Annotated in this window: 18 protein-coding genes, 1 tRNA gene and 1 pseudogene; 7 read left to right on the top strand and 13 right to left on the bottom strand. The window is 58.0% G+C overall.

The window, feature by feature from the left end; genetic code table 11:
- Positions 1–146: 146 nt before the first annotated feature.
- A complete protein-coding gene (locus HMPREF2943_RS06675; RefSeq protein WP_070711148.1) occupies positions 147–734 on the top strand; it encodes a hypothetical protein in 588 nt (195 codons plus the stop codon).
- 44 nt (positions 735–778) lie between these two features.
- On the opposite strand, the pseudogene HMPREF2943_RS12195 reads toward HMPREF2943_RS06675, so the two are convergent.
- From HMPREF2943_RS12195 to HMPREF2943_RS06665, 3 genes and pseudogenes are all read right to left on the bottom strand, one after another.
- Positions 779–898: pseudogene (locus HMPREF2943_RS12195) on the bottom strand (IS3 family transposase); the annotation flags it as partial.
- A 168-nt stretch (positions 899–1,066) separates the two neighbouring features.
- On the bottom strand, positions 1,067–1,804 hold the full coding sequence (locus HMPREF2943_RS06670; protein ID WP_371325761.1) for a beta-N-acetylglucosaminidase: 738 nt from the start codon (positions 1,802–1,804) through the stop codon (positions 1,067–1,069).
- A gap of 20 nt (positions 1,805–1,824) precedes the next feature.
- Complete coding sequence (locus HMPREF2943_RS06665; RefSeq protein WP_070446104.1) at positions 1,825–2,415, bottom strand: PPA1309 family protein; 591 nt, start codon at positions 2,413–2,415, stop codon at positions 1,825–1,827.
- A 123-nt stretch (positions 2,416–2,538) separates the two neighbouring features.
- Between HMPREF2943_RS06665 and HMPREF2943_RS06660 the strand changes: the two genes are divergently transcribed.
- Complete coding sequence (locus HMPREF2943_RS06660) at positions 2,539–5,517, top strand: UPF0182 family protein (RefSeq protein ID WP_070711182.1); 2,979 nt, start codon at positions 2,539–2,541, stop codon at positions 5,515–5,517.
- Positions 5,518–5,673: 156 nt separating this feature from the next.
- Positions 5,674–5,750: transfer RNA gene (locus tag HMPREF2943_RS06655), tRNA-Met, on the top strand.
- Positions 5,751–6,083: 333 nt separating this feature from the next.
- On the opposite strand, the gene HMPREF2943_RS06650 is transcribed toward HMPREF2943_RS06655, so the two are convergent.
- Positions 6,084–6,488 (bottom strand): MerR family transcriptional regulator, encoded by a 405-nt coding sequence (locus HMPREF2943_RS06650; RefSeq protein ID WP_034664654.1) that lies wholly within the window; start codon positions 6,486–6,488, stop codon positions 6,084–6,086.
- 169 nt (positions 6,489–6,657) lie between these two features.
- On the opposite strand from HMPREF2943_RS06650, the gene HMPREF2943_RS06645 reads away from it, so the two are divergent.
- Positions 6,658–8,217, top strand: a complete 1,560-nt coding sequence (locus HMPREF2943_RS06645) for a SulP family inorganic anion transporter (protein ID WP_070711146.1) — start codon at positions 6,658–6,660, stop codon at positions 8,215–8,217.
- A gap of 169 nt (positions 8,218–8,386) precedes the next feature.
- On the opposite strand, the gene HMPREF2943_RS12655 is transcribed toward HMPREF2943_RS06645, so the two are convergent.
- Genes HMPREF2943_RS12655 through HMPREF2943_RS06630 form a run of 3 tightly spaced genes read right to left on the bottom strand, consistent with a single transcriptional unit; the run spans position 8,387 to position 10,858 of the window.
- The gene (locus HMPREF2943_RS12655; protein ID WP_246815416.1) at positions 8,387–9,136 is read right to left on the bottom strand and encodes a hypothetical protein; all 750 of its coding nucleotides are present in this window, start codon (positions 9,134–9,136) and stop codon (positions 8,387–8,389) included.
- Positions 9,137–9,192: 56 nt separating this feature from the next.
- Positions 9,193–10,515: a relaxase/mobilization nuclease domain-containing protein gene (locus HMPREF2943_RS06635; RefSeq protein ID WP_246817286.1), complete on the bottom strand. Its 1,323-nt coding sequence runs from the start codon at positions 10,513–10,515 to the stop codon at positions 9,193–9,195.
- On the bottom strand, positions 10,496–10,858 hold the full coding sequence (locus HMPREF2943_RS06630; protein WP_005293765.1) for a MobC family plasmid mobilization relaxosome protein: 363 nt from the start codon (positions 10,856–10,858) through the stop codon (positions 10,496–10,498). Before HMPREF2943_RS06630 ends, HMPREF2943_RS06635 begins: the two co-directional genes overlap by 20 nt.
- Before the next feature lie 500 nt (positions 10,859–11,358).
- Between HMPREF2943_RS06630 and HMPREF2943_RS12650 the strand changes: the two genes are divergently transcribed.
- Together HMPREF2943_RS12650 and HMPREF2943_RS06620 are read left to right on the top strand one after the other, a co-directional pair.
- Entirely contained in the window at positions 11,359–12,258 is a 900-nt protein-coding gene (locus tag HMPREF2943_RS12650) for a tyrosine-type recombinase/integrase (RefSeq protein WP_246817285.1), read from the top strand.
- 311 nt (positions 12,259–12,569) lie between these two features.
- Positions 12,570–13,400, top strand: coding sequence for an aspartate dehydrogenase domain-containing protein (locus HMPREF2943_RS06620; RefSeq protein ID WP_070711145.1), 831 nt, complete (start codon positions 12,570–12,572; stop codon positions 13,398–13,400).
- Between the two features lie 6 nt (positions 13,401–13,406).
- Here HMPREF2943_RS06620 and HMPREF2943_RS06615 read toward each other — a convergent pair whose 3' ends face one another.
- The 6 genes from HMPREF2943_RS06615 to HMPREF2943_RS06590 form a co-directional block, all read right to left on the bottom strand.
- Positions 13,407–13,796 (bottom strand): hypothetical protein, encoded by a 390-nt coding sequence (locus tag HMPREF2943_RS06615; RefSeq protein ID WP_070711144.1) that lies wholly within the window; start codon positions 13,794–13,796, stop codon positions 13,407–13,409.
- 166 nt (positions 13,797–13,962) lie between these two features.
- Positions 13,963–15,780 carry a vWA domain-containing protein gene (locus HMPREF2943_RS06610; protein WP_246817284.1) on the bottom strand — a complete coding sequence of 606 codons (1,818 nt, stop codon included), beginning with the start codon at positions 15,778–15,780 and terminating at the stop codon, positions 13,963–13,965.
- Positions 15,781–16,016: 236 nt separating this feature from the next.
- A complete protein-coding gene (locus HMPREF2943_RS06605; protein WP_049156131.1) occupies positions 16,017–16,463 on the bottom strand; it encodes a DUF1990 domain-containing protein in 447 nt (148 codons plus the stop codon).
- Between the two features lie 3 nt (positions 16,464–16,466).
- The gene (locus HMPREF2943_RS06600; protein ID WP_049156133.1) at positions 16,467–16,775 is read right to left on the bottom strand and encodes a hypothetical protein; all 309 of its coding nucleotides are present in this window, start codon (positions 16,773–16,775) and stop codon (positions 16,467–16,469) included.
- Between the two features lie 47 nt (positions 16,776–16,822).
- Positions 16,823–17,503: a DUF4232 domain-containing protein gene (locus HMPREF2943_RS06595; protein WP_070711142.1), complete on the bottom strand. Its 681-nt coding sequence runs from the start codon at positions 17,501–17,503 to the stop codon at positions 16,823–16,825.
- Positions 17,504–17,528: 25 nt separating this feature from the next.
- Positions 17,529–17,957 carry an NUDIX domain-containing protein gene (locus HMPREF2943_RS06590; RefSeq protein WP_049156140.1) on the bottom strand — a complete coding sequence of 143 codons (429 nt, stop codon included), beginning with the start codon at positions 17,955–17,957 and terminating at the stop codon, positions 17,529–17,531.
- A gap of 188 nt (positions 17,958–18,145) precedes the next feature.
- Here HMPREF2943_RS06590 and HMPREF2943_RS06585 point away from each other — a divergent pair, with 188 nt between their 5' ends.
- Positions 18,146–19,348: a S1 family peptidase gene (locus HMPREF2943_RS06585; RefSeq protein ID WP_070711141.1), complete on the top strand. Its 1,203-nt coding sequence runs from the start codon at positions 18,146–18,148 to the stop codon at positions 19,346–19,348.
- Positions 19,349–19,400 lie beyond the last annotated feature (52 nt).

The following is a 19,400-nucleotide window of genomic DNA, read 5'->3' as shown; positions in this document are numbered from 1 at the left end:
AATAATGGGATTCCTAAGGCATTGGCAGCTATATTAATATTTCAGCGGTTTCTTCTAGAAGCACACGCTCTTTCATTCAAGAACGCGTCTCATCGAATTCGAAGGTACGCAATTAACCCTCTCTCGAATTTAAGGATTCTTTAATAATGATTAAAAAGATTGCCACAGGCATTTCGGCAATTGCTCTTGTTGCTACCCTTGCGTCATGTTCATCGGAGGAAAAGCTCCAGGAAGTTGACGTTAATGGACTTACCATTTCTGCAGCTTGTGAAAAGGTTCGAGAAGCAGGCTGGAGAGTGGATGCAGTGCAAGGGACGGAGAACGACCAAGAATCGTCTGATTGTTCCGACAGCGAACGCAAAGTGGCGGAGGCATGGTTTTCTGATGAAACAGTGACCCTGTACTTTGCAAACGCCCCTGTTGCAACTGCCGAAGAAGACCCCATCGATGAATCACCTGTAGAAGAAGAAACCCCCGCCGAGGCTCCCGCCGCTGAAGACGGTTCTCAGGAAGGTTCCACTCATGGTTACCAAGCCATCTACGACGAGTATTCTGCTCGGCTTCAAAATGAATGCCCTAACCTCTCTATGACCGAATGTGCAGAGCTCTCGAACGAGGGAGTCTCCGAGATGGCGAAATATATGTATACCGCCAAGGGCAAGGATGGTCAGTACCAGACCTATGAGGAGTGGTCACAAAAGCTATACGACGTTTACATGTCGGTTCAGCTCTAATTAAGCAGAGTGACTTCTGGACTTGCCCCGAAAGTTGGACTGGTTTAAGGCGAGGCAGTTGGAGGCTCAAGAGTCTGATTCCGGTATTGCTTCGGAGTTAGGCCCTGGAGTCGCTTTTGGAACCGTTCGTTGTTGTACCAGTGAGTACAGTCATTGATCGCGTGCTAAAACGCCTTTAGGCAAGTTCGGAACCTTTGGCAGGTAGGGCAGTTTCGAGTGCTTCTTGTCGAGCCCCCGGCCCTGCGGTGACATCAATGGGCGGGCAAGCCCGTCGAGACCTGCGAAGGCTAGGCCGCACCTAACCTCACCGGGGCGGCACGAAAAGTGTGAGCCTAGACCAAGCCCAGCTCTGTAAGGCGCTCTTCCGGATCGTCCTGGTCCGTGGAGATCATCTGCTGCATGATAAGGCCCTCATCGTTGTCAACGACGGTGAGGATGGCCGTGTTGCCCAGCATGGACCAGCCCACGACGCGGTTGCCGCTGTCCTCGATGACGCGGGAGCTGCGCAGCTCGGTGAGCACCTGGGTGGTTTGGGAAGCCTTGGTCTTGGACTTGAAGAACTGGAACTGGCCTACCTCCGAGCCAGAGCAGTTGAAAGAATCCGTCACGCCATTGGGATCGCAGCGGTCGAATTGCGCGAAGATCCCCTCCGGTACGAGCCCGCCGAAGATCTCATAAGCTTGCTCCACGGAAGCATTAAACGCCCCGCTGGGCTCCGCGGACTCGCTGGCGTCCTTGTCTTTGTCTTTGCGGTCGGCGGAGCTGCGGGCTGAGGATTCATCCTTCGCGTCTGAGCTGGTCTCAGACTCAGAGGCGGCAGGAGAGGTCGTCTCGGATTCCTCGGCGGACGTGGCTGGGGCCGGCGCGCTGGTCTTCTCCGCGGCGACGGTGGTTGCTTCGCTCGCAGGCGCTGGGTCAGGGGAGGGGGCATCGTCCTTCCCACATGCGGAGAGCAGGCAGCCGGTGGCAAGCACGGCCGAAGCTGCGGCGGTGAAGCGGGATGTCAAGCGCACGAGAGACTCCTCTATTAATTGCGTGCCCAGCCCCGAGAGCTGAGCGTTAATGGCCACTGCAGTCTGAGTTTAGTCGATTAGAGCATTTCCTCCGGATCTTGCTCCAACCCGTAGCGCAGCGCAGCGATGACCCCCGGTGCCACATTCGGTCCGCCACGCAATTGGATATCGTCTTCTGCGAAGGGGCCGGCCTCCGCTAGTTCCTCCTCGGTCGGACGCAATTGCAGCAGGGTGAGCTCCGCGCCATCGTTGTCGACACTCTCTGCATCGGCTGTGGAGCTTCCGTCCAGGGCGGTAGCCCGCAGGACTCCGGAGAAGAGGCGGGCGGGGCGGGCGTCGCCAAGCGCGGCGTCTGAGGTGTCCTTAAACATGATCTCCTGGGCCAGGATGACGCCGGCGATCTCCCGCGGCCATGCTAGCCGCGAGACGTAGTCCGCGAGGTGCTCCGATCCCGGTTCGATGCCTTCCGGCAACTCTTGCACCACGAGGGTGAGGGGAGAGGAGTCATCGACGTCCCCAAGCTGGGCGGCCACCAGCTCAGTAGGGACGAGAGCAAAAAGGGTAGGAGGCGCATCCCAGCCTTCGGCGTGGATGAAATCCACGGCCTCGCGCATCGCCTTGTTGAGCGCGCGGTGTACAGCGGGCTGGGAGGAAGGTTGGGAACTCATAAGCGTCCTTGTTCGTTGACGGTCATAGTGCTTCTCTAGACTAGAAGCTTGATACCTCTATATTCGCACGACACTTGATTGGAGCTGGAGTTGGCTTCCGGACTCAACCGACCCGCCGCCCCGATGAAACGTCCGCCCAAATTTCTCTCGTGGGTTGTCGCCATCATCGCGGTCCTCTTGTTCATTGGCCCCATGTTGGTGGGCTTCTACACGGATTGGAAGTGGTTCGGCGCGATTGAGTACCGTGGGGTCTTCACCAAGACCCTGGTGACGCGCATCGTCCTCTTCATCCTCTTCGGCCTCGTAGCAGCGGCTGTTACGTACGTTGCGGGCCTGATTGTGTGGCGGGGGCGCGGTGACTCGATGGACATGGCGGACTTCAATTCCCCCGTTTATCAGTACCGCAAGTCCATTGAGAGCACGATGAGTGTCTTCCTCAAGGTCATCCCGGTGCTTGTCGGCGTCGTTTCCGGCCTGTTGGGGCAAGCCAACTGGCGGACCGTCATGCTCTTCCTCAATTCTCATGACTTTGGGGTGGCCGACCCGCAGTTCAACCACGACCTTGGCTTCTACGCCTTCCGTTTGCCGGTGTGGTCAATGCTGGTCAGCGCTGCTTCCATGCTGGTCGCAGTGTGCTTCCTCATCGCACTCGTGGGGCACTACATTCTTGGCGGCATTCGCTTGGGCAATCGCGCCGCCGGCGTGCGTGGTTCGCTGTCGAAAGCAGCGCGCACGCAGCTCGCCGTCACCGGTGGCATTTGGATGCTGCTCCAGGTGGCTGGCTACTGGCTGGGGCGCTACGAGTTGCTGTACAACCAGCACTCGCTGTTTACGGGTGGTTCCTACACGGACATCAATGCTTACCTGCCGGCAAAGATCATCCTCATGATCATCGGCGTGTTCGTGGCCGTGGCGATCTTTTCTGCAGTGGTCATTAAGGACCTGCGCATCCCCGGCCTTGCTGTGGTGCTCATGGTGCTGTCCTCCTTGGTCATTGGCCAAGGCTGGCCGCTCATCATGGAACGCTTCTCCGTGAACCCGAACCGCCAGGCTAAAGAGGCGGAGTCGATCTCCCGCAACATCGAGTCCACTCGCTTTGCCTATGGCCTCACAGACGACAAGGTGACCTACGAGGAGAACTGGGGCGCGGAGGACGTCAGCGATGACAAGGTTGCCTCGGATGACTCCACCATCTCCAACCTGCGCCTGCTGGACCCGGACATTCTGGCGCCGACGTTTACTCAGATGCAGCAGCTGAAGAACTTCTACGGCTTCCCAGAGACGCTGGCGATGGATCGCTATGAAATCGATGGCGAACTCCGTGACTTCGTGGTCGCAGCCCGCGAGCTGGACCCGAACGAGCTGCAGGAGAACCAGCAGAACTGGATTAACCGCCACACCGTGTATACCCACGGCAATGGTTTCATTGCGGCGCAGGCCAACACAGTCGATGAGGTAGCTCGTGATGCCGGTTCGGCCCGTGGTGGTTTCCCCATCTTCACGGTGGCGGACCTGCAGACCCAGGCGGGCAAGGACGCCGAGGGCGAGGGTGAGACTAAGAACGCTGAAGAGTCCCTCGGCATCAAGGTGGACCAGCCGCGCACCTATTTCGGCCCGGTTATCGCCAGCGCCCAGGATGGGATGGACTACGCCATCGTGGGCAAGACGGGTGATGAGTCCGTCGAATACGACACCGATACCTCCACCTACACCTATGACGGCAAGGGTGGCGTCGACATCGGCAACATTGTTGACCGCACTGCCTTTGCGCTGAAGTACCAGGAACTCAACTTCCTGCTGTCGGACCGCGTGGGGCCGGAGTCCAAGCTGCTCTATGACCGTGACCCGCGCGAGCGCGTGGAGAAGGTTGCTCCCTGGCTGACGACGGATTCCTCCACCTACCCGGCGGTTATCGATGGCCGCATCAAGTGGATCGTTGACGGCTACACCACCCTGGATTCCCTGCCGTATTCGCAGCGCACCTCCCTGACGGAGACCACCCAGGACGCGCAGAACCCGACGGGCACGACGCAGCGCTTGGTCAATGACCAGGTGGGCTATATCCGTAACTCGGTCAAGGCGACTGTCGACGCCTACGATGGCACCGTCGATCTCTACGAGTTTGACACCGAAGACCCCGTGCTCAAGGCATGGGAGGGTGTGTTCCCGGGCGTCGTCAAGCCCGAGTCAGAGATCTCCGAGGAGCTGCGTCAGCACCTGCGCTACCCGGAGGACATGTTCAAGGTGCAGCGCAACCTGCTGGCCAAGTACCACGTGGATGACCCGGGCGTCTTCTTCAACAACGACGCCTTCTGGTCCGTGCCGGAGGATCCGACCGCTGGTGAGTCTCAGGGCCTGAACCAGCCGCCGTACTACGTCCTGGCTTCCGACCCGGAGACCAACAAGCCGAGCTTCCAGCTCATCACCTCCTACCGCGGTCTGAACCGTCAGTTCCTCTCTGCGCACATGGCGGTGTCTTCCGACCCGGATACCTACGGTGATATCACCGTGCGCGTGCTGCCGACGAATACCCAGACCCAAGGCCCTAAGCAGGCGCAGGACGCCATGATGTCTTCTGATCAGGTGGCTCGTGACCGCACACTGTGGCAGGGCTCGAATGACCTGAAGAACGGTAACCTGCTGGCCCTGCCAGTGGGTGGGGGAGAGATCCTCTACTTGGAGCCGATCTACTCGCAGCGCAAGGGCCAGGAGTCTGCGTTCCCGAAGCTGCTGCGCGTGCTGGTGTCCTACAAGGGGCGGGTGGGCTATGCGCCGACGATTGGTGAGGCCCTAGAGCAGGTCGGCATCGACCCGAAGGCCGCCCAGGACATCACCGAAATTGAGGGTGACTCCGGTAAGCAGACGGAGAAGGATGACGAGGAGGCCAATGCCGCCGATAAGAAGGACAAAGAGAAGGACTCTGAGTCTTCCGCACCGGCCTCCGCTCCGAAGGCATCTGACGAGGGCGAGGCTATCGACGCCATCAACAAGGCTCTCGATGGTGTAGACAAGGCCAAGAACGGCTCCTTTGAGGAGTATGGCAAGGCCCTGGACGAGCTCGATAAGGCAGTGGAGGACTACCGCTCCCTGCAGTCTCAGTAAGTCCGGATAGGCGCCGGCGAAAAACTCGGCGCCTCACCTATGAAATGGCGCCTGCCCAGGGGATTTGGGTAGGCGCCAAGGTGTCTGTATAGTTACATCCGTCGCCAGCACACGGGACAGTGTGCAGAGCGCTTGATGTTTGGAAGTACATCTCGACGCGGGGTGGAGCAGCTCGGTAGCTCGCTGGGCTCATAACCCAGAGGTCGTAGGTTCGAATCCTGCCCCCGCTACCAACTTCCAAGCCCCTACCAGGAGAAACACTGGTAGGGGCTTTAGTTATTTCTCTTAAGGCGCACGTCCTGGGACTCAAATCGGGACTTTAGCGATGGCATTTTGTCACTTAAGCCGGTTTGGAAGTGATGGGGTTAAGTGACAATTTTCGATTTTGTGACCTTGGATGACTGTGTCGTTTTGAGGAGTCGTCTGCACGGATTTCAGAAGTCCTCTGTACTATCGCCATCCACTCCGGAGAGGCCGCGGACGTTCGTCCACTTCATCTGGAACGCGATTCGACAGAGCGCATTCAATACGATGGTCTTTTTCTCCCTGCGAAGGATGGGGGCAGTTTAGGGTGCCAGGGTGTTGACCAGATCGAGGAATTCCTCAGCGTAGGCAATTTGCTTGCGTAGCTTTTCGTAGCGGGTGCGCGTCTCCTCACGAATGTCGGCAAGGGTGGCCTTGGCATTACTCCGTGCCTGCTGTGCGGTATCACTTTCCTGCCCGCCATCTGAACTATGAAGAATCTCCGCAGCTTCCAGGAATTCCCGCATCTGATCCAGAGTAAACCCCAGCGGTTTCATCCGTCGCACCAGCAAAACACGACGTACATCAGCCTCACTATAAAGCCTGAACCCACCAGGGCTACGCCCCGATGGGGTAATCAGGCCGACGTTGTCATAATAACGCAAGGTGGGAATCGACAACCCCGTCTGGTCAACGACCTCGCCGATCTTGAAATTACTGTTTTGCATTGCCTGTTCTCCTTCACGGTGATGTTGCCCACGGGTTCCTGTGCCTGGGTTGGCGGTTGAGTAAAACTCCCGCTACCATGACCACCATCACCAAACCTAAAGTTACTAGAGGGTTGGATTCCTTTCGGGCGTTCGCCCAGTTACCTATCCCCTCAAAGATTGGACATCTATGACTGAAACTAGCACGGCGGCCCCCCGCCCCCTCCTGAGTCCAGACGGCGCTGATGCCCCTACCGGGATCATCGCATCCTTCCGTTACGCATTTTCTTCCCCCGCCCGTATCCGTATAGAGATTCTGGCCGGACTGGCGGTATCCCTGGCGCTGATCCCTGAGGCCATTGCCTTTTCCATCCTTGCCGGTGTTGACCCAGCCATGGGTCTGTTTTCCTCGGTAGTCATGGCCATTGCGATCGCCTTTACCGGTGGCCGCCCGGCAATGATCACCGGCGCCACCGGGGCTATTGCCCTAGTCATTGCTCCTGTGGCGCGTGGTTACGGGATGGATTATTTCATCGCCACCGTCCTGTTGGGCGGTGTCCTACAAATCGTGCTCGGCGCCCTCGGTGTGGCGAAACTTCAGCGTTTTATCCCCCGATCGGTGATGCTGGGTTTCGTCAATGCACTGGGCATTATGATTTTCACCGCCCAACTCGAACACCTCATTGATGTGCCTTGGATAGTCTACCCACTCGTCGGCTTGGGTGTGGTGATCATGATTTTCTTCCCCAAGCTCACCAGTGTGATCCCCGCCCCGCTGGTCACGATTATCGTGCTCACCGGTTTGGTCATTGCCGCCGGTTTGACTGTCCCGACGGTCTCGGACATGGGCAAGATGCCGGAGACCTTACCGTCCCTGTTTATTCCGAACGTGCCGTGGACGTTGGAGACCCTGCAGATCATCACGCCTTATGCCCTGGCCATGGCCGTGGTCGGTCTCATGGAATCGTTGATGACCGCCAAGCTCGTCGATGACATCACCGACACTCATTCCGATAAAACTCGTGAATCCTGGGGACAGGGGGTGGCTAATATTGCCTCCGGTTTCTTCGGCGGCATGGGTGGCTGCGCGATGATCGGTCAAACCATGATCAACGTCCGCGAATCCGGGGCACGTACCCGCCTATCCACCCTGTTAGCCGGTGTGTTCCTGCTGGTCCTGGTCCTGGCACTGGGCGACATCGTTGGCATGATCCCGATGGCTGCGCTGGTGGCAATCATGATCATGGTCTCGGTCGGCACCATCGACTGGCACTCGGTGCATCCACGCACCCTTAAACTCATGCCGGTCTCTGAGACCATTGTTATGGCCGTGACGATTATTGCCACCCTAGCCACCAGCAACCTGGCCATTGGTGTGGTGTTGGGTGTGGTCACCGCGATGATCATGTTCGCCCGTCGGATGGCACATATCGCTTCCATTGAAAAGGTCTCCGAGATCGACGGCGACGGCGATGGCGAGATTGATACTCGTACCTACCGGGTGCATGGCCAGTTGTTTTGGGCATCAAGCAATGACCTGGTTTATCGCTTTGATTACACCGATTCTGCCCGTCATATCACTATTGATCTCACTGAGGCGGAGATCTGGGATGCCTCCACGGTCGCGACCTTTGACGCGATTACGCAGAAGTTCCAGGACAGAGGCAAAACCGTGTCCATTATCGGGCTCGACGGTCCCAGTCAGGACCGGCTGAACCGCCTGTCTGGCCGGCTTGGCACCGGCCACTAACATCCCCCGACTCGAGCACATCGACTTGGCGCCCCAACTTATAACCGGGGCGCCAGTTTATTGGTGCTGTTGCAAAGTTGGGGCATAGGAAGAGCATAAAAGAAGCGTAGCGGTTAACCGCTACGCTGTGTTGTGGGGATTTTTACTTTTTACGGTGCACGTGTTCTAGTTAGTGGTTCGTTTCTTTCCTCGGGTGATTGCGACGGTATTCCTCGACTAAGTGAGCAATACCCGGCGCAGCCTGGGACAACATCCAGGTCATAAGCGCTATAAGAACCCCTATGACGATAAGTGTTAACGCCAACCAGCCCAGTGTTGGGCCGATGCCGTTGGCCTCCTGGACGTGACCCCACAAGGCAGACACGCCGTCGGGTATGCCGAGCATACTTAGCAGCCCGTTCCCCAAGGCTCCGACAGCAACGAGTGCGATAGCAACGAAGAGAACACTGGCTGCAATCCACGAGGCAGACATGCAGGCCTTAATAAAGTTCGTGTTCGACTTTTCCATGTCGTCGTTGTACTTTTTGCGCTCTGCACGTATCTTCTCCAGCAGCTTTTCGTTGGACTCCTTCTCCTGGAGCAGGGCGCTGCGAGCCTTCTTAGATGCTTCTGCTGCCTTGTGCAGGCTTTCGGACTCTTTCGACATTGCCTCAGATACAGCTACTTCTACCAGCGGTTCCAGGCTAGAAGTCAGGCTCGAAGTCATCTGAGCGTTCAGGCTCTGGGCTACTGCTTGGCTGGAATCCTTGTCGAGATGGATGGGGCTTTCGGCTGCTTTGAGTACCAGCTGTTGCATCCTTGTCAGACGCGACATCTGCTCGCTTATCTCGATTAGGTACCCTTTTACCCCCTCCAGGCCGTTGGGCAGATCCTCGATGTTCCTTATCAGCCCGGTGATCATCTGCTGCACTTCCATCATCGTTACTTGGAAGTGACTGCTGCTCACGTAGTTCTTGTTTGCGGCGAGATTGCTTTTTACGTTCCTTCCTTAATTCGCTTTCCGCTTGCGTCAACCTCGTCGAGAAGTCGCTGGGCAGAGAACTGAGAATGTCCCCTGTATTCTCCGGCAGACTCTTCAGTTTCTCCTGCAGCGTCTTGATAGCCTTCTCCGCCTTGTCCAGGCGTGGGCTGAGAACCTTCAAGACGCTGTCCATCTTGCCTTTCGCCGCTGCTTGGGCTAGCTTCGTCATCTCGGTCACTGACACCATGATTGAATACCTCCTGGTTGTTATAGTTTTCTTCCTCCTCGTCATCGAGAAGGCTGGAGCCGTATTTCGCCTCCAGGTCGTCATCGGTTGAATTGGCTTGAAGTGCTGCAAGCTGCCGCGCAAGAAGGGCTGATTGGGCCTCGTTAACGCGTTCGGTCACACCCTCTAGCGAGTAGCTGCGGCCCAATTTTGAGCCAGCTTTAGCTGCTTTACGCTTTCGAGTACGTCCGGCCTTCGTGGTGTTCGTGAAGTAGGCATCCTCGCCGTCGTCGTCGACCAGGGCCACGGTTAGCGACTCACCCTCGGTTTTTGAGTTGGGCTGCACTTTTAGAGACAGGTTGTATTTGCCAGCAATCTCTACTGCCTTCGCCAGTGGGTCGTCAGCATCTGCCACCTGTTTATCCGCGCACAGCTCATCCATGCGCTTGCGGGCAAAATCAGCCCACGTGGCTGCGGTCAGCTCATCCACGCCCAGGCCCGTCGAGTCTGTGGACTTGCCCTCCTTGCGTGCCCTGCGCTCAGCAGGAAGCAGCGATATTTCCGGCTCTCGCTCCAGGACACGCATCCCCAAATCGCGCATCAGCTCGTCGTTGATATTGCGCAGCTTGTACCAGTTGCGCATATCCCGAGGTGCAGCCTTCTTTGTCTGCGTATCGTGGTTGGCAAAGACGATATGGTTGTGGACACAGCCGCTTTTACTGTCGGTGTGCGTAGCCACGGTAAACGGAACTCCCGTGCCCTGCGTCAGCCGCATCGCCAGCTCTGAGCCAGCCGCATTAGCCCGAGCTACATCGGCCGGGTTATCCTTATCCAGCTCGTCTTTAGCCCACGATTGGATATAAATAATTGCTTCGTCAGTGCGCTGAGCCGGAGCATATCGCTCCATTTCTTCCACACTGGCTTCCATGAAGTCCACACCCGACCAACGGCCAGCCGTAGCCTCCGGAGAAAACGATTCAGCGTTAGGTTGAACCGTGCATAAAGCATCGGCTCGCACCTCACCCTTGCGGGCATTGTCTGCCGTTCCATAGACGGCGTAGACCGTTGCCGCGCGGATATTCTGGCTGTAGTTAATCTTGATTGTGGACAAAGTCCTTCACCTCTTTGCGAAGAGAAGAAACCTCGGAGCCAATGCTTTCTACAGCCTCAGACACGGGGGCCACGCCGTCGATATTCGCGCGGCGAGCCAACTGGTTTAGATTGACGCCAATCCGCCGCAGTTGGTCGTTCATCTCGTCCAGGCGGCGCAGCGTGTCCGGGGCCAAACGCTTTTGCGTCAGCACGCTCTCCTCCTCCGCGAGGACATAGAGAGCTTCCCGGAACACGACGGCCTTTTGCACCCCTACGACCCGTGCGACCTCCTCGACAAATCGGTCTAAATCCTTATCGAGGCGCACGGTTGTACGCGAATATGTCGAGAACTTGTCTCGCATATCCACCTCCTACTTATCGTGCTTACTGTGGCAGGGTGGCCCCGACTGCTGATGCAGCCAGGGCCACAGTCTGTTTGTAAGGGTCACGCTTCTCCGGTGTCGGCCCCCTGAATCTGCGGGGCAGATTCAGGCGTACTCGCCACCGTCAAAGACGGCCCTCACAAACAGGCGGCAAGCAAATACGTGCCGCCAGAACGAAACTAAGCCCTGGGGAAGATTCCATCGATCGCGTCGTTGATGCTTTACCGCCGCGTGGTCCATACGAAGCGAAAATCACCGTCCGACTATGGGAGGGAACGACTTACCGCCCGACAATCCGGGCAAGGACAAAGGGGGAATTCCGGCGAATTGCCGTCGAGAAGCGGGACAGCAAGCTCAACTCGACGTCGACCAATTGGGATAAGAGTAAGAACTTCTCGGCGTTCATTACCGACGTTTCTAAGCCGGCCATCCAGGCGGCACGGCTGCGGCCGAACACGCGCGCCCGGTATGAGCTCGCATTGAAACAGGCCGAAGCACAGCTTGGAAAACATGCCATTGGCGAGGCTGTGAAATTCCGAACTCTCGAACGCGCATTGCAGGCCATCGCCACCGCAAACGGGTCGGAATCCGCACGGCAGGCCCGTACTGTCGTGAGCAAGTATATTCTGGATCAACTCATCCGCGAGGGCGTTATCGACCACAACCCGTTACGCGGAATCAGTATCGACCTCGGCGAGGTCAAGAAGGGCAATAAACCGCAAGGTGGTCACGCCCTGACGAACGCACAATACGACGCCGTTGTAGACCATCTCATTGCACGCGATACGGCCAGACCGTTACCACCGGGTACGGACAGACGAGCAAGCTCCATCGCAAAACATGACAACGTGGTCGCGCTGGCACTACTACAAGCGGGGACGGGACTTCGCATCTCAGAGGCGCTGGCGGCGACGAGACAATCTGTAAAAGTCGCTAATGGGCAAATCGCGATCAGCATTACATCTGATCAATCCAAAACGCACAGAGGCCGTTCTATCCCGTTCCTGGACAAGCGTGTCGAAAAGTTTTGGTTAAACCGGCTCGACGGACTAGGAACGACCGACCCACTGATCCCTTCGCCAGGAGACAAGCAGGCGCACTGGCGCACCGACAACGCCGTGAAAGCGTCAGCGGCTCTGTTTAAAGATGTCGGCGCGCAGGTCCAGGACGACCACATCGCTTTAATGAGATCCCATGACTGGCGCACGGTGCTCAATAACCGGGCCATCGCGCGAGGGGTGCCCGCCCAGGTGCGTGCAGCCTACTTCGGGCATGACGTCGACGTGAACGCGCGCAACTACACGGATTGGACTGATGTCGACGCTATGCGGGGAGCCTTGAATCTCGGTGAAGAAAGTGGGACTCAAAACGAGACTTAAGAGTCGGTAATCCGCGGTAAGGCGCAGTAAGGCCCAGTATGCTTATACCTCTCTAATCAGCAGGTAAAAGGGTAATAACTGCAGGTGGCTCGAACTTGAGGGTGAGAACCCAGAGGTCGTCGGTTCGAATCCGGCCCCCGCTACCAACTTCCAAGCCCCACCGGCCACTTTGGCTGGTGGGGTTTCTTCGTTTTCGACTAGCGCCCGGAACCCCGATGTGCGGAACGATGTTTGTGTCTAGGAATCCTGTGGCAAGAGCTAAGTGGATAGAGTGGGGTCACGTATAAATCGCAAGGTAATGGAGGATTGTCATGTCTGCTTCAGCTCCACGAGTATTGCTCCTTGGGTTTGGCGCAATCGGGCGTCAATTGGTGTCACTCTTTGACCCATCGGAATTCGAAGTCAGTGCATTTGTTCGTGATGCTGCCCCGCACCGAGAACGCGGCACCCTGGGAGTATCCCTTTATGATGACAATCTTCCGAAGCTCATCGATGCCCACGATATCGTGGTTGAATGCGCGGGCGTTGCGGCGGCGAAAGAACACGGACCGGCAGTGATTGCCCGTGGCAAGGATTTGGTATTGACCTCGGTAGGTGCTTTGGCCGATCCTGATGCGCGCCAAGCACTGTTATCTGGACCTGGGAAAGTGCATGTCACCTCTGGTGCGATCGGCGGATTTGATTTGTGGGCAGCGCTTGCAGAGTCGAATGCCGTGGACACCGTAAAGATTCGAACGACCAAGAAAGCCGAAGCCCTCATTCAAGGCTGGATGAATGATGATGAGCGCGCACAACTAGAAAACGCAACAGAACCGTTTCTACTTTTCAGTGGAAGGCCTAGTGACGCGATTGCACAATTCCCCGGCAACGTCAATGTTTCCGTCGCTCTTGCTTGGGCAACTCGTGGCAGAGGCCCCAGCGACGACGAGTTGCTTGCGCGTTCACTTGAGCGCGTATCGGTTGAGCTCATTGCTTCTCCGAATCTGGCTGATACGCACCATCACATCGAGGTAACGGGCTCTGCCGGTACGTTCTCTCTGGTGAGCGAATCTGCTCCTAGTCCCGTGAACCCCAAAACCTCCGCGATCACGGCGTTGTCGGTTGCACACACTTTAAGACACGCGATGGCTCCGCTTCAGTAGCGGCGACTAGACGCGGGAACGGCGCGCTTCGATAAGCAGGGCAAGGTCAACCCGATAGTTGTGCTCCTCAGCGCCGAAATACTGACTATCCATATAGACAAGGAAGTCCAGCCAATATGCCTTGTCGGTGCTGCCTACCCAGTCGGACAGGCTAATTCGCAGGGGCAGGAAAAGCGTATACGTAATGTCGGGGTCTGCACCGACGCTAATTTCGACGGGTAATTGGGCCCAGTCGCTACTACTCAGCTGAGATTGAATCTCGGAATAGTAATTTGTGACATCTTTCGGGGTGGCTGCGGCTTCTGATCGGTCCCACGAGAAACACACGATGTCCAATTCCCCTTGTTCTGTGCGCCCTTTGTCGTCCGCGAACTTCTTGTGTTTCAAATAGGACATTTCGGATTCCCTTCGTGGAATAGATAGGTATCAGGTTTGCTTCGCCGCGCGCCCACCCTATGGGCTAGCTTCGACAGCTACGACACGACCGTCACCGTAAATAAGCCCCGAAATTTTGAAAATTTTGGGCACTATTTACGGTGAACGACATTGGGCGTGATGTTGGCTAGCGGTTAAGGCTCCTGATGACAACAACCAGAGCGATGACGAGGCCGAAAAGGACCAGAAGGCCGAGCCCTACCAAGAGGAAGGGGAAGCCTTCGAGGAACGAGGAGTCGTCATTGTCTTGGGCGCGGTTCTCGGTCTCTTCTTTTTCCGCGGGCTCAGAAGGCTTCTCAGTCTCAAGTTTGACCGGTGCAAAAGTTGGCTCCGGAACGGGATCCCCCACGGCGTCCGCCACGAGGTCATAGGTCAGTACGGGCAGCTGGGTGTTTTCGTCGATTTCTTGCTCGGTCAGGAGCTGCTCGTAGTTAACAGCGATGTATTGCTCGCCGCCCTGCCACACGCTTTCGGTTTCCCACATCCCAGACCCATCGTTGTGCGAGCCGCCGTAACGGTTGGCAAAGAGGATTGGTGCTGGGTAGCTGAAATCCTTCTTGGTGTCTTTCTGAATGGTCGCGTGGGACCCCTCAACGTGAATCTGTGCCCGGGCTTCGTTGTACGCGGTAACGATCAGGGCGTCACCCGGCCCATTGTTGTCAAAGTCATCGGCCTCTTCGACCATGGAGACCGTGCCGGCAACCTGTTGCCCGTGTTCGGCAGAGATGCGATAAAAGTGCGTTTCACCAGGCACAATCTGTGCGCGAATTGGCTGCTGTGGGGTGAGCTCAGCAGCGTTGGTAAACCACGTTCCGGGAGTAACCTCAGTGGCGTCGCCGGAAGCCGTGACATGGCCGGGTTCGGTCTTTTCCTCGGCCGGGTCCGGTTGTCCATCCATATCCGGCTCGCCAAAGCGGGTGATGGTCACTTCTACGCCGAGCTCCTCATCTTGCTTCCAATCACCTTTTCGCTCGATCGAGAAGGCAAGTTCATCGGAGTCGCAGCCCTCTTCACCGCCCGGGGTGCTGTACAAGGTTGCGGTCTGGTACTGGTTTCCCCCCAGTTCATTGGCCGTCGCGGTGTCGAGCTTGCAGGATAGCTCGGCTGAATCAATACCTAAGTGGAACGATCCACCTTTTCGGAAGTTGTTGATGCTTGGGGTTTGCGTCGTGTTGGCGCTAATCACCACGCGCTCGCCTTCAGCAATGGGGGTGGTGAAGAAGGTAGTGGATTCAGCTGAGTGCCCTTTACCCTCCGTCGGAAGAAGAGCGGTGGAGAAGGCCTCTACGTCACGGTCTACCTTGGCCGGGGAACCTTCGGTTTCGCCGCCTTCGATCTCCTCTAAGTCTGACTCGTAGGCGTTGAAGGTGCGGGGTGCTGCGCGGTTCAGTTCTTTGGCCAAGCTATCGGCGTCGGAGGCGTCGGCGTAGGTGCCGCCGGTGGCGTCGGCAATGCACTGCAGTTCCTGCTGTGCCTCGGGCTCAACGTTGAAGCCGACGGTATTGATGACTAGGTCGATGCCCTGCTCCTTCAGCTCTTTCGCCACATCACACACGGGTGGCGGGGTGCAGGTGGCAACGCCATCGGAGACCAAGATGATGCTGCGCTGGCCTTCCTTTGGTAGCTCAGCGGCGGCCTTGCGTAGGGACTCGCCGATGGGGGTGAATCCTCGTGGCTGCAAGCCATCCATATGGGCGATCATCTTCTCAGAGTTACCGGCCTCGGGTGGTGTGACCACGGTGATGTCCTGGCAACCGGCCGCCTCATCTTCGGGGGCTTCGCCGGTGTTGCCGCCGTAGGTGACAAGCCCCAGAGGAGCGTCGTCACCAGCCTCGGTGATGAAGGTGCGGGCAGCCTCTTTGGCGGCATCAATGCGGGTCTGCCCGCCGGCATCGTTGGTGATCATCGAGCCGGAGGAATCGAAAACCACCATGGTGGGAGCCATGTTGCTGGAAGTGGAGTTGGCCGATTCGGAAGGTTTGTCTTCCGCGGCGGCTAAGGGAAACAGCCCGGCTGCAGCTGCCGCGGCTAACACCGCGAGAATGGCCGCTAAGGCCACCGATAAGGAACGGAAAGTATGGTGAGGGAAAGTGTGTATGTGAGTTAAGTTACATGCCAAGTGGTTACCTCGCTCGGCGAGCGTGGAACTGAGGGGGAGTGCGCCCCATTGACACCCCGCCATTAGTCATCCAAAGCGTGCAGGTAGAAAAAGCGGATCAGCGCGCGCCGGGGAATATCGAGCAGCGGGCGCAGGAAGCTCAGGCGGGCGGGTTGGGAGGAGGCGTCGACAAGCAGCAGCGTGCGCCCATCCCGCAGGCGCTCCAGGGTGAAGGTCTCCTCGCCGCGCTCGATGTGGCCGGGGAGGGTGCCGTAGGTAAAGCCGCAGCGGCCCTCCTCGTGGAATACATCCACCACCCGGCAGTGGAACTCCCATGGGCCTAACCCGAGGGAGACCTCTGCGCCCTCTTCGACGATGTCGTGGCTGGGCTTGACCCGAAAGAGGCCGCTGCGCTGGAGCCCCCAGCTAAAGAGCTTGTCGGCCGCGGTGTCAAAATCAGCGTCGATGACGCGGGACATGTGCAGCTGAGGGAAGCCTGCGGTGGAGGAGTAGGAGAGTGGTTCGGGCATTGCTTAAGCCCTGTCGCCTGTACGGCGAAGCCAGGCGCAGAGTTCCTTCTGTGCGCGGTCCACACCTCCGGGGTAGCTTTCCTCAAGCTCGAGTTTGACGTTATCGAAAATGCGCTCTGAGATGAGCTCCGCGCGCGCTCTACTCAGTTGTCCTTGTAGTTCATCGAGCGGCACCTTGAGCTCCGTATAGGGGCTCGGGCGGAAGTACCAGGAGCGCATGTCTTCCGAATAGACGACAATAGTTGTCTTCGTCATGTGCGATTCCAGCACAACGTTCCCAAACACCAGCGACGTCAGCTTCTTGGATTCCATGGCCGCGAGTGTAGACCGATGTGAACGCCTGCTGCTTTTAAGCGGGTTTAACCTGCGGTAACCGGTTGGATAGAGAGGTAGTTGGCATCGCCAGCGCACCCTTCGAAGCCGGAAATGCGGATGAAGGCGCTCGCGGTTTCGCCGGGCGGGTAGACGCGCAGGCCGTCGGCCGCCTGGGGCTGGCAGGAAGTTGGGTCGAGGACACCGATGTTGGTCATCTTCAGGCCCGCACGGGCAGAGTGCCCGGGCTCGAGCGTGACGGTTGCTGTTTCTTGGCCCGATTCACGCTCGGCGGCGGGGCCGAGCTGGGTGCCGTCGTCATTGGTGACGGCGGAGACGCCAGGAAAGCCTTGCAACGTACACGGTGCGGGAGAAGTGTTGGTGAACGTAATGTCAGCCAAGCGTGAGCCGGCGGCCCCCTGCTCGTTGGCAAGACTGATATCTAGCTGTTTCGTTGTGCAGGCGCTGTCGGCGGCAGTCGGGATTGCGCCTTGGGCGCTGTGCGCGTCTTCGCTTGTCTCGGGTGACTTCTGTTCGGCGGCCGCTGAATCTGCGTCGTGTGACTGCGGGTCTGCGGATGTTGAAGCCCCAGATTCGGCGCTGGCGGCTTGAGTGGTGGGGGCGACAGCGGAAAGCGTGGCGTCGGTGCTGTCATCGGTGGCGCAGCCGGCCAGTGCAAGGGCAAGGGAACCGGCGGCGAGAACGGGGAGTAGTCGCTGCGTAATCATGGTGGGGAGTCTAGACGCTATGGGCTTAGAGGTCCTGCAGAGCGGGGAATACCCTCTCCCTAAGTAATGGGGCGACGGTGACGTCTGGGGCAGCGGGATCGACCCAGGCTAGCTCTGCAATCTCCTTGTCAGGATGGGCGACGGAAATCTCTTCTTCACAGACATAGACGTGAGCGTGGATCGTCTGAGGTGCGTCATTGGCCGCAGGCGAGACATAGGTGGCTAGGCGGCGCAACTTCGACATATCAACCGCGGCGCGAACAGCCTCGTGGGCGATGAGCTGGGCGGCGCGAGCTGGATTAATGGTCTCATCGATGGAGCCAAATGGCAGGACGAATTCTGGAGTATCGGTGGCGCGGATGACAAGAACGCGGCCATGGTTATCGCGCAGGATTACAGCGACTATCTCAGCAATGCCTGCAGGAGATGACGAAGAATTGGCAGTCTCAGACATGCCTCCATAGTAGGTCTGCGGAGGCGCGGCAGGCGGTGAAGGATAAGAGGGGGCACCCGAAAACTGTCAGTAGTGTAACGGCTTGGACACAGTCCCACACGTTAGAAAACGGCTACCCCAGTGCGCGTGTCATTATGGGGGAAGTCTTATAGACCAATACGAGAAGAAGTGAAAAGAGGAATTGCTCAATGAGAAAAATTCCGCACCTTAAGAAAGTCATTGTGGGCTCGGCTTTCGCAGGTGCGTTCTTCCTGGGTAACCCAATGGCGGGTGCTCAGGAGCTCCCCACCATCCCGGAGATTGATTCAGCAGGTTTTGTCGACCAGGTACGCACGGATCTGCAGTCCGTAGGTATTGAGACCAAGCCCGTGGACAAAGAGCTGACCGACGCCCTCGATACCGCCGTCAACGGTGCTGCCGCAGCGGCATCGAAGGATGTGAATCAGGCAGTCGAGGGAGCCGTGAACTCGCCTGCGGCGCAGCGCCTCGCGGAGCAAGCGAACCTGAAGACGCAACTGCCGGCCCCGTCCGAGCAGCAAGATTATGCCGGCGCTGATGCTATCACGGGTGAACCGCTGACGAACCCGACACCTATCGGACTGCTGGAGGAAGCCACGCAGCCGGAATTTGTACCCCAGGGCACGGATCCGAATTATGTGTGGAAGAACGACCTGTTCTCCAAGATTGCTGCTGGTAAACCGCACGCGGAGTACGTTCTGCACCGAGTCCCTGGTTCTTTCTACGATGCTCCCCAGATCCCCGAGGAATCCAACGTTGCGATGACCGAAGGGAAGTCTCTGTACGGCCCGGGAACTCCGCTGTACATCCGTGAGGACACCATGTGCACGCTGACGGCAGCCGGCACTGATGCCGAAGGCCGCAAGGTCGGTATTACAGCTGGTCACTGTGGAAATGTCGGCGATCCGGTGTCTTCTGCGGATTCCTGGCAGGTAGGCCCCACCGGCACCGTGGTGGCGAAGAACGCGAACCTGGACTATTCGCTCATCGAGTTCGGCTCCCAGGCTGAGGTAACCCGCAGCTACAACGGTGTGAGCGCGCAGGCGATCGGTGGTACCACGCAGCCGGGCGATATTACCTGCAAGAGCGGTGTAGCTACTGGCCGCACCTGTGGCATGACTTTCCAGCACACTGAGCGCATCACGATTAACCAGGTGTGCGCGATGGTCGGGGACTCCGGCGCTCCGGTCTTCCGCGACGGCCGTATCGTCGGCTCGGTATCCCGTGGACTGGTCCCGGGTCTGCCGTCCTGCCGCACCCCGTGGCAGGGTGCGCTGCACAACCCGACGGTCGTGGCTAATACCGATGCCATCATCGCGGATCTCAACCGCCGCGAGGGCCCAGGTTCTGGATTCGTGCTTCCGGAGAACTAGAAGTACGTTTCTAACAAATAGGGCCCCAGATCTTTAAAGATCTGGGGCCCTA

This window comes from Corynebacterium sp. HMSC072D12, from assembly GCF_001813925.1.
GTDB classification, from domain to species: domain Bacteria; phylum Actinomycetota; class Actinomycetes; order Mycobacteriales; family Mycobacteriaceae; genus Corynebacterium; species Corynebacterium aurimucosum.
Note: the sequence above shows the minus strand (reverse complement) of the source record. Positions and strands in the feature narration are given on the sequence as shown.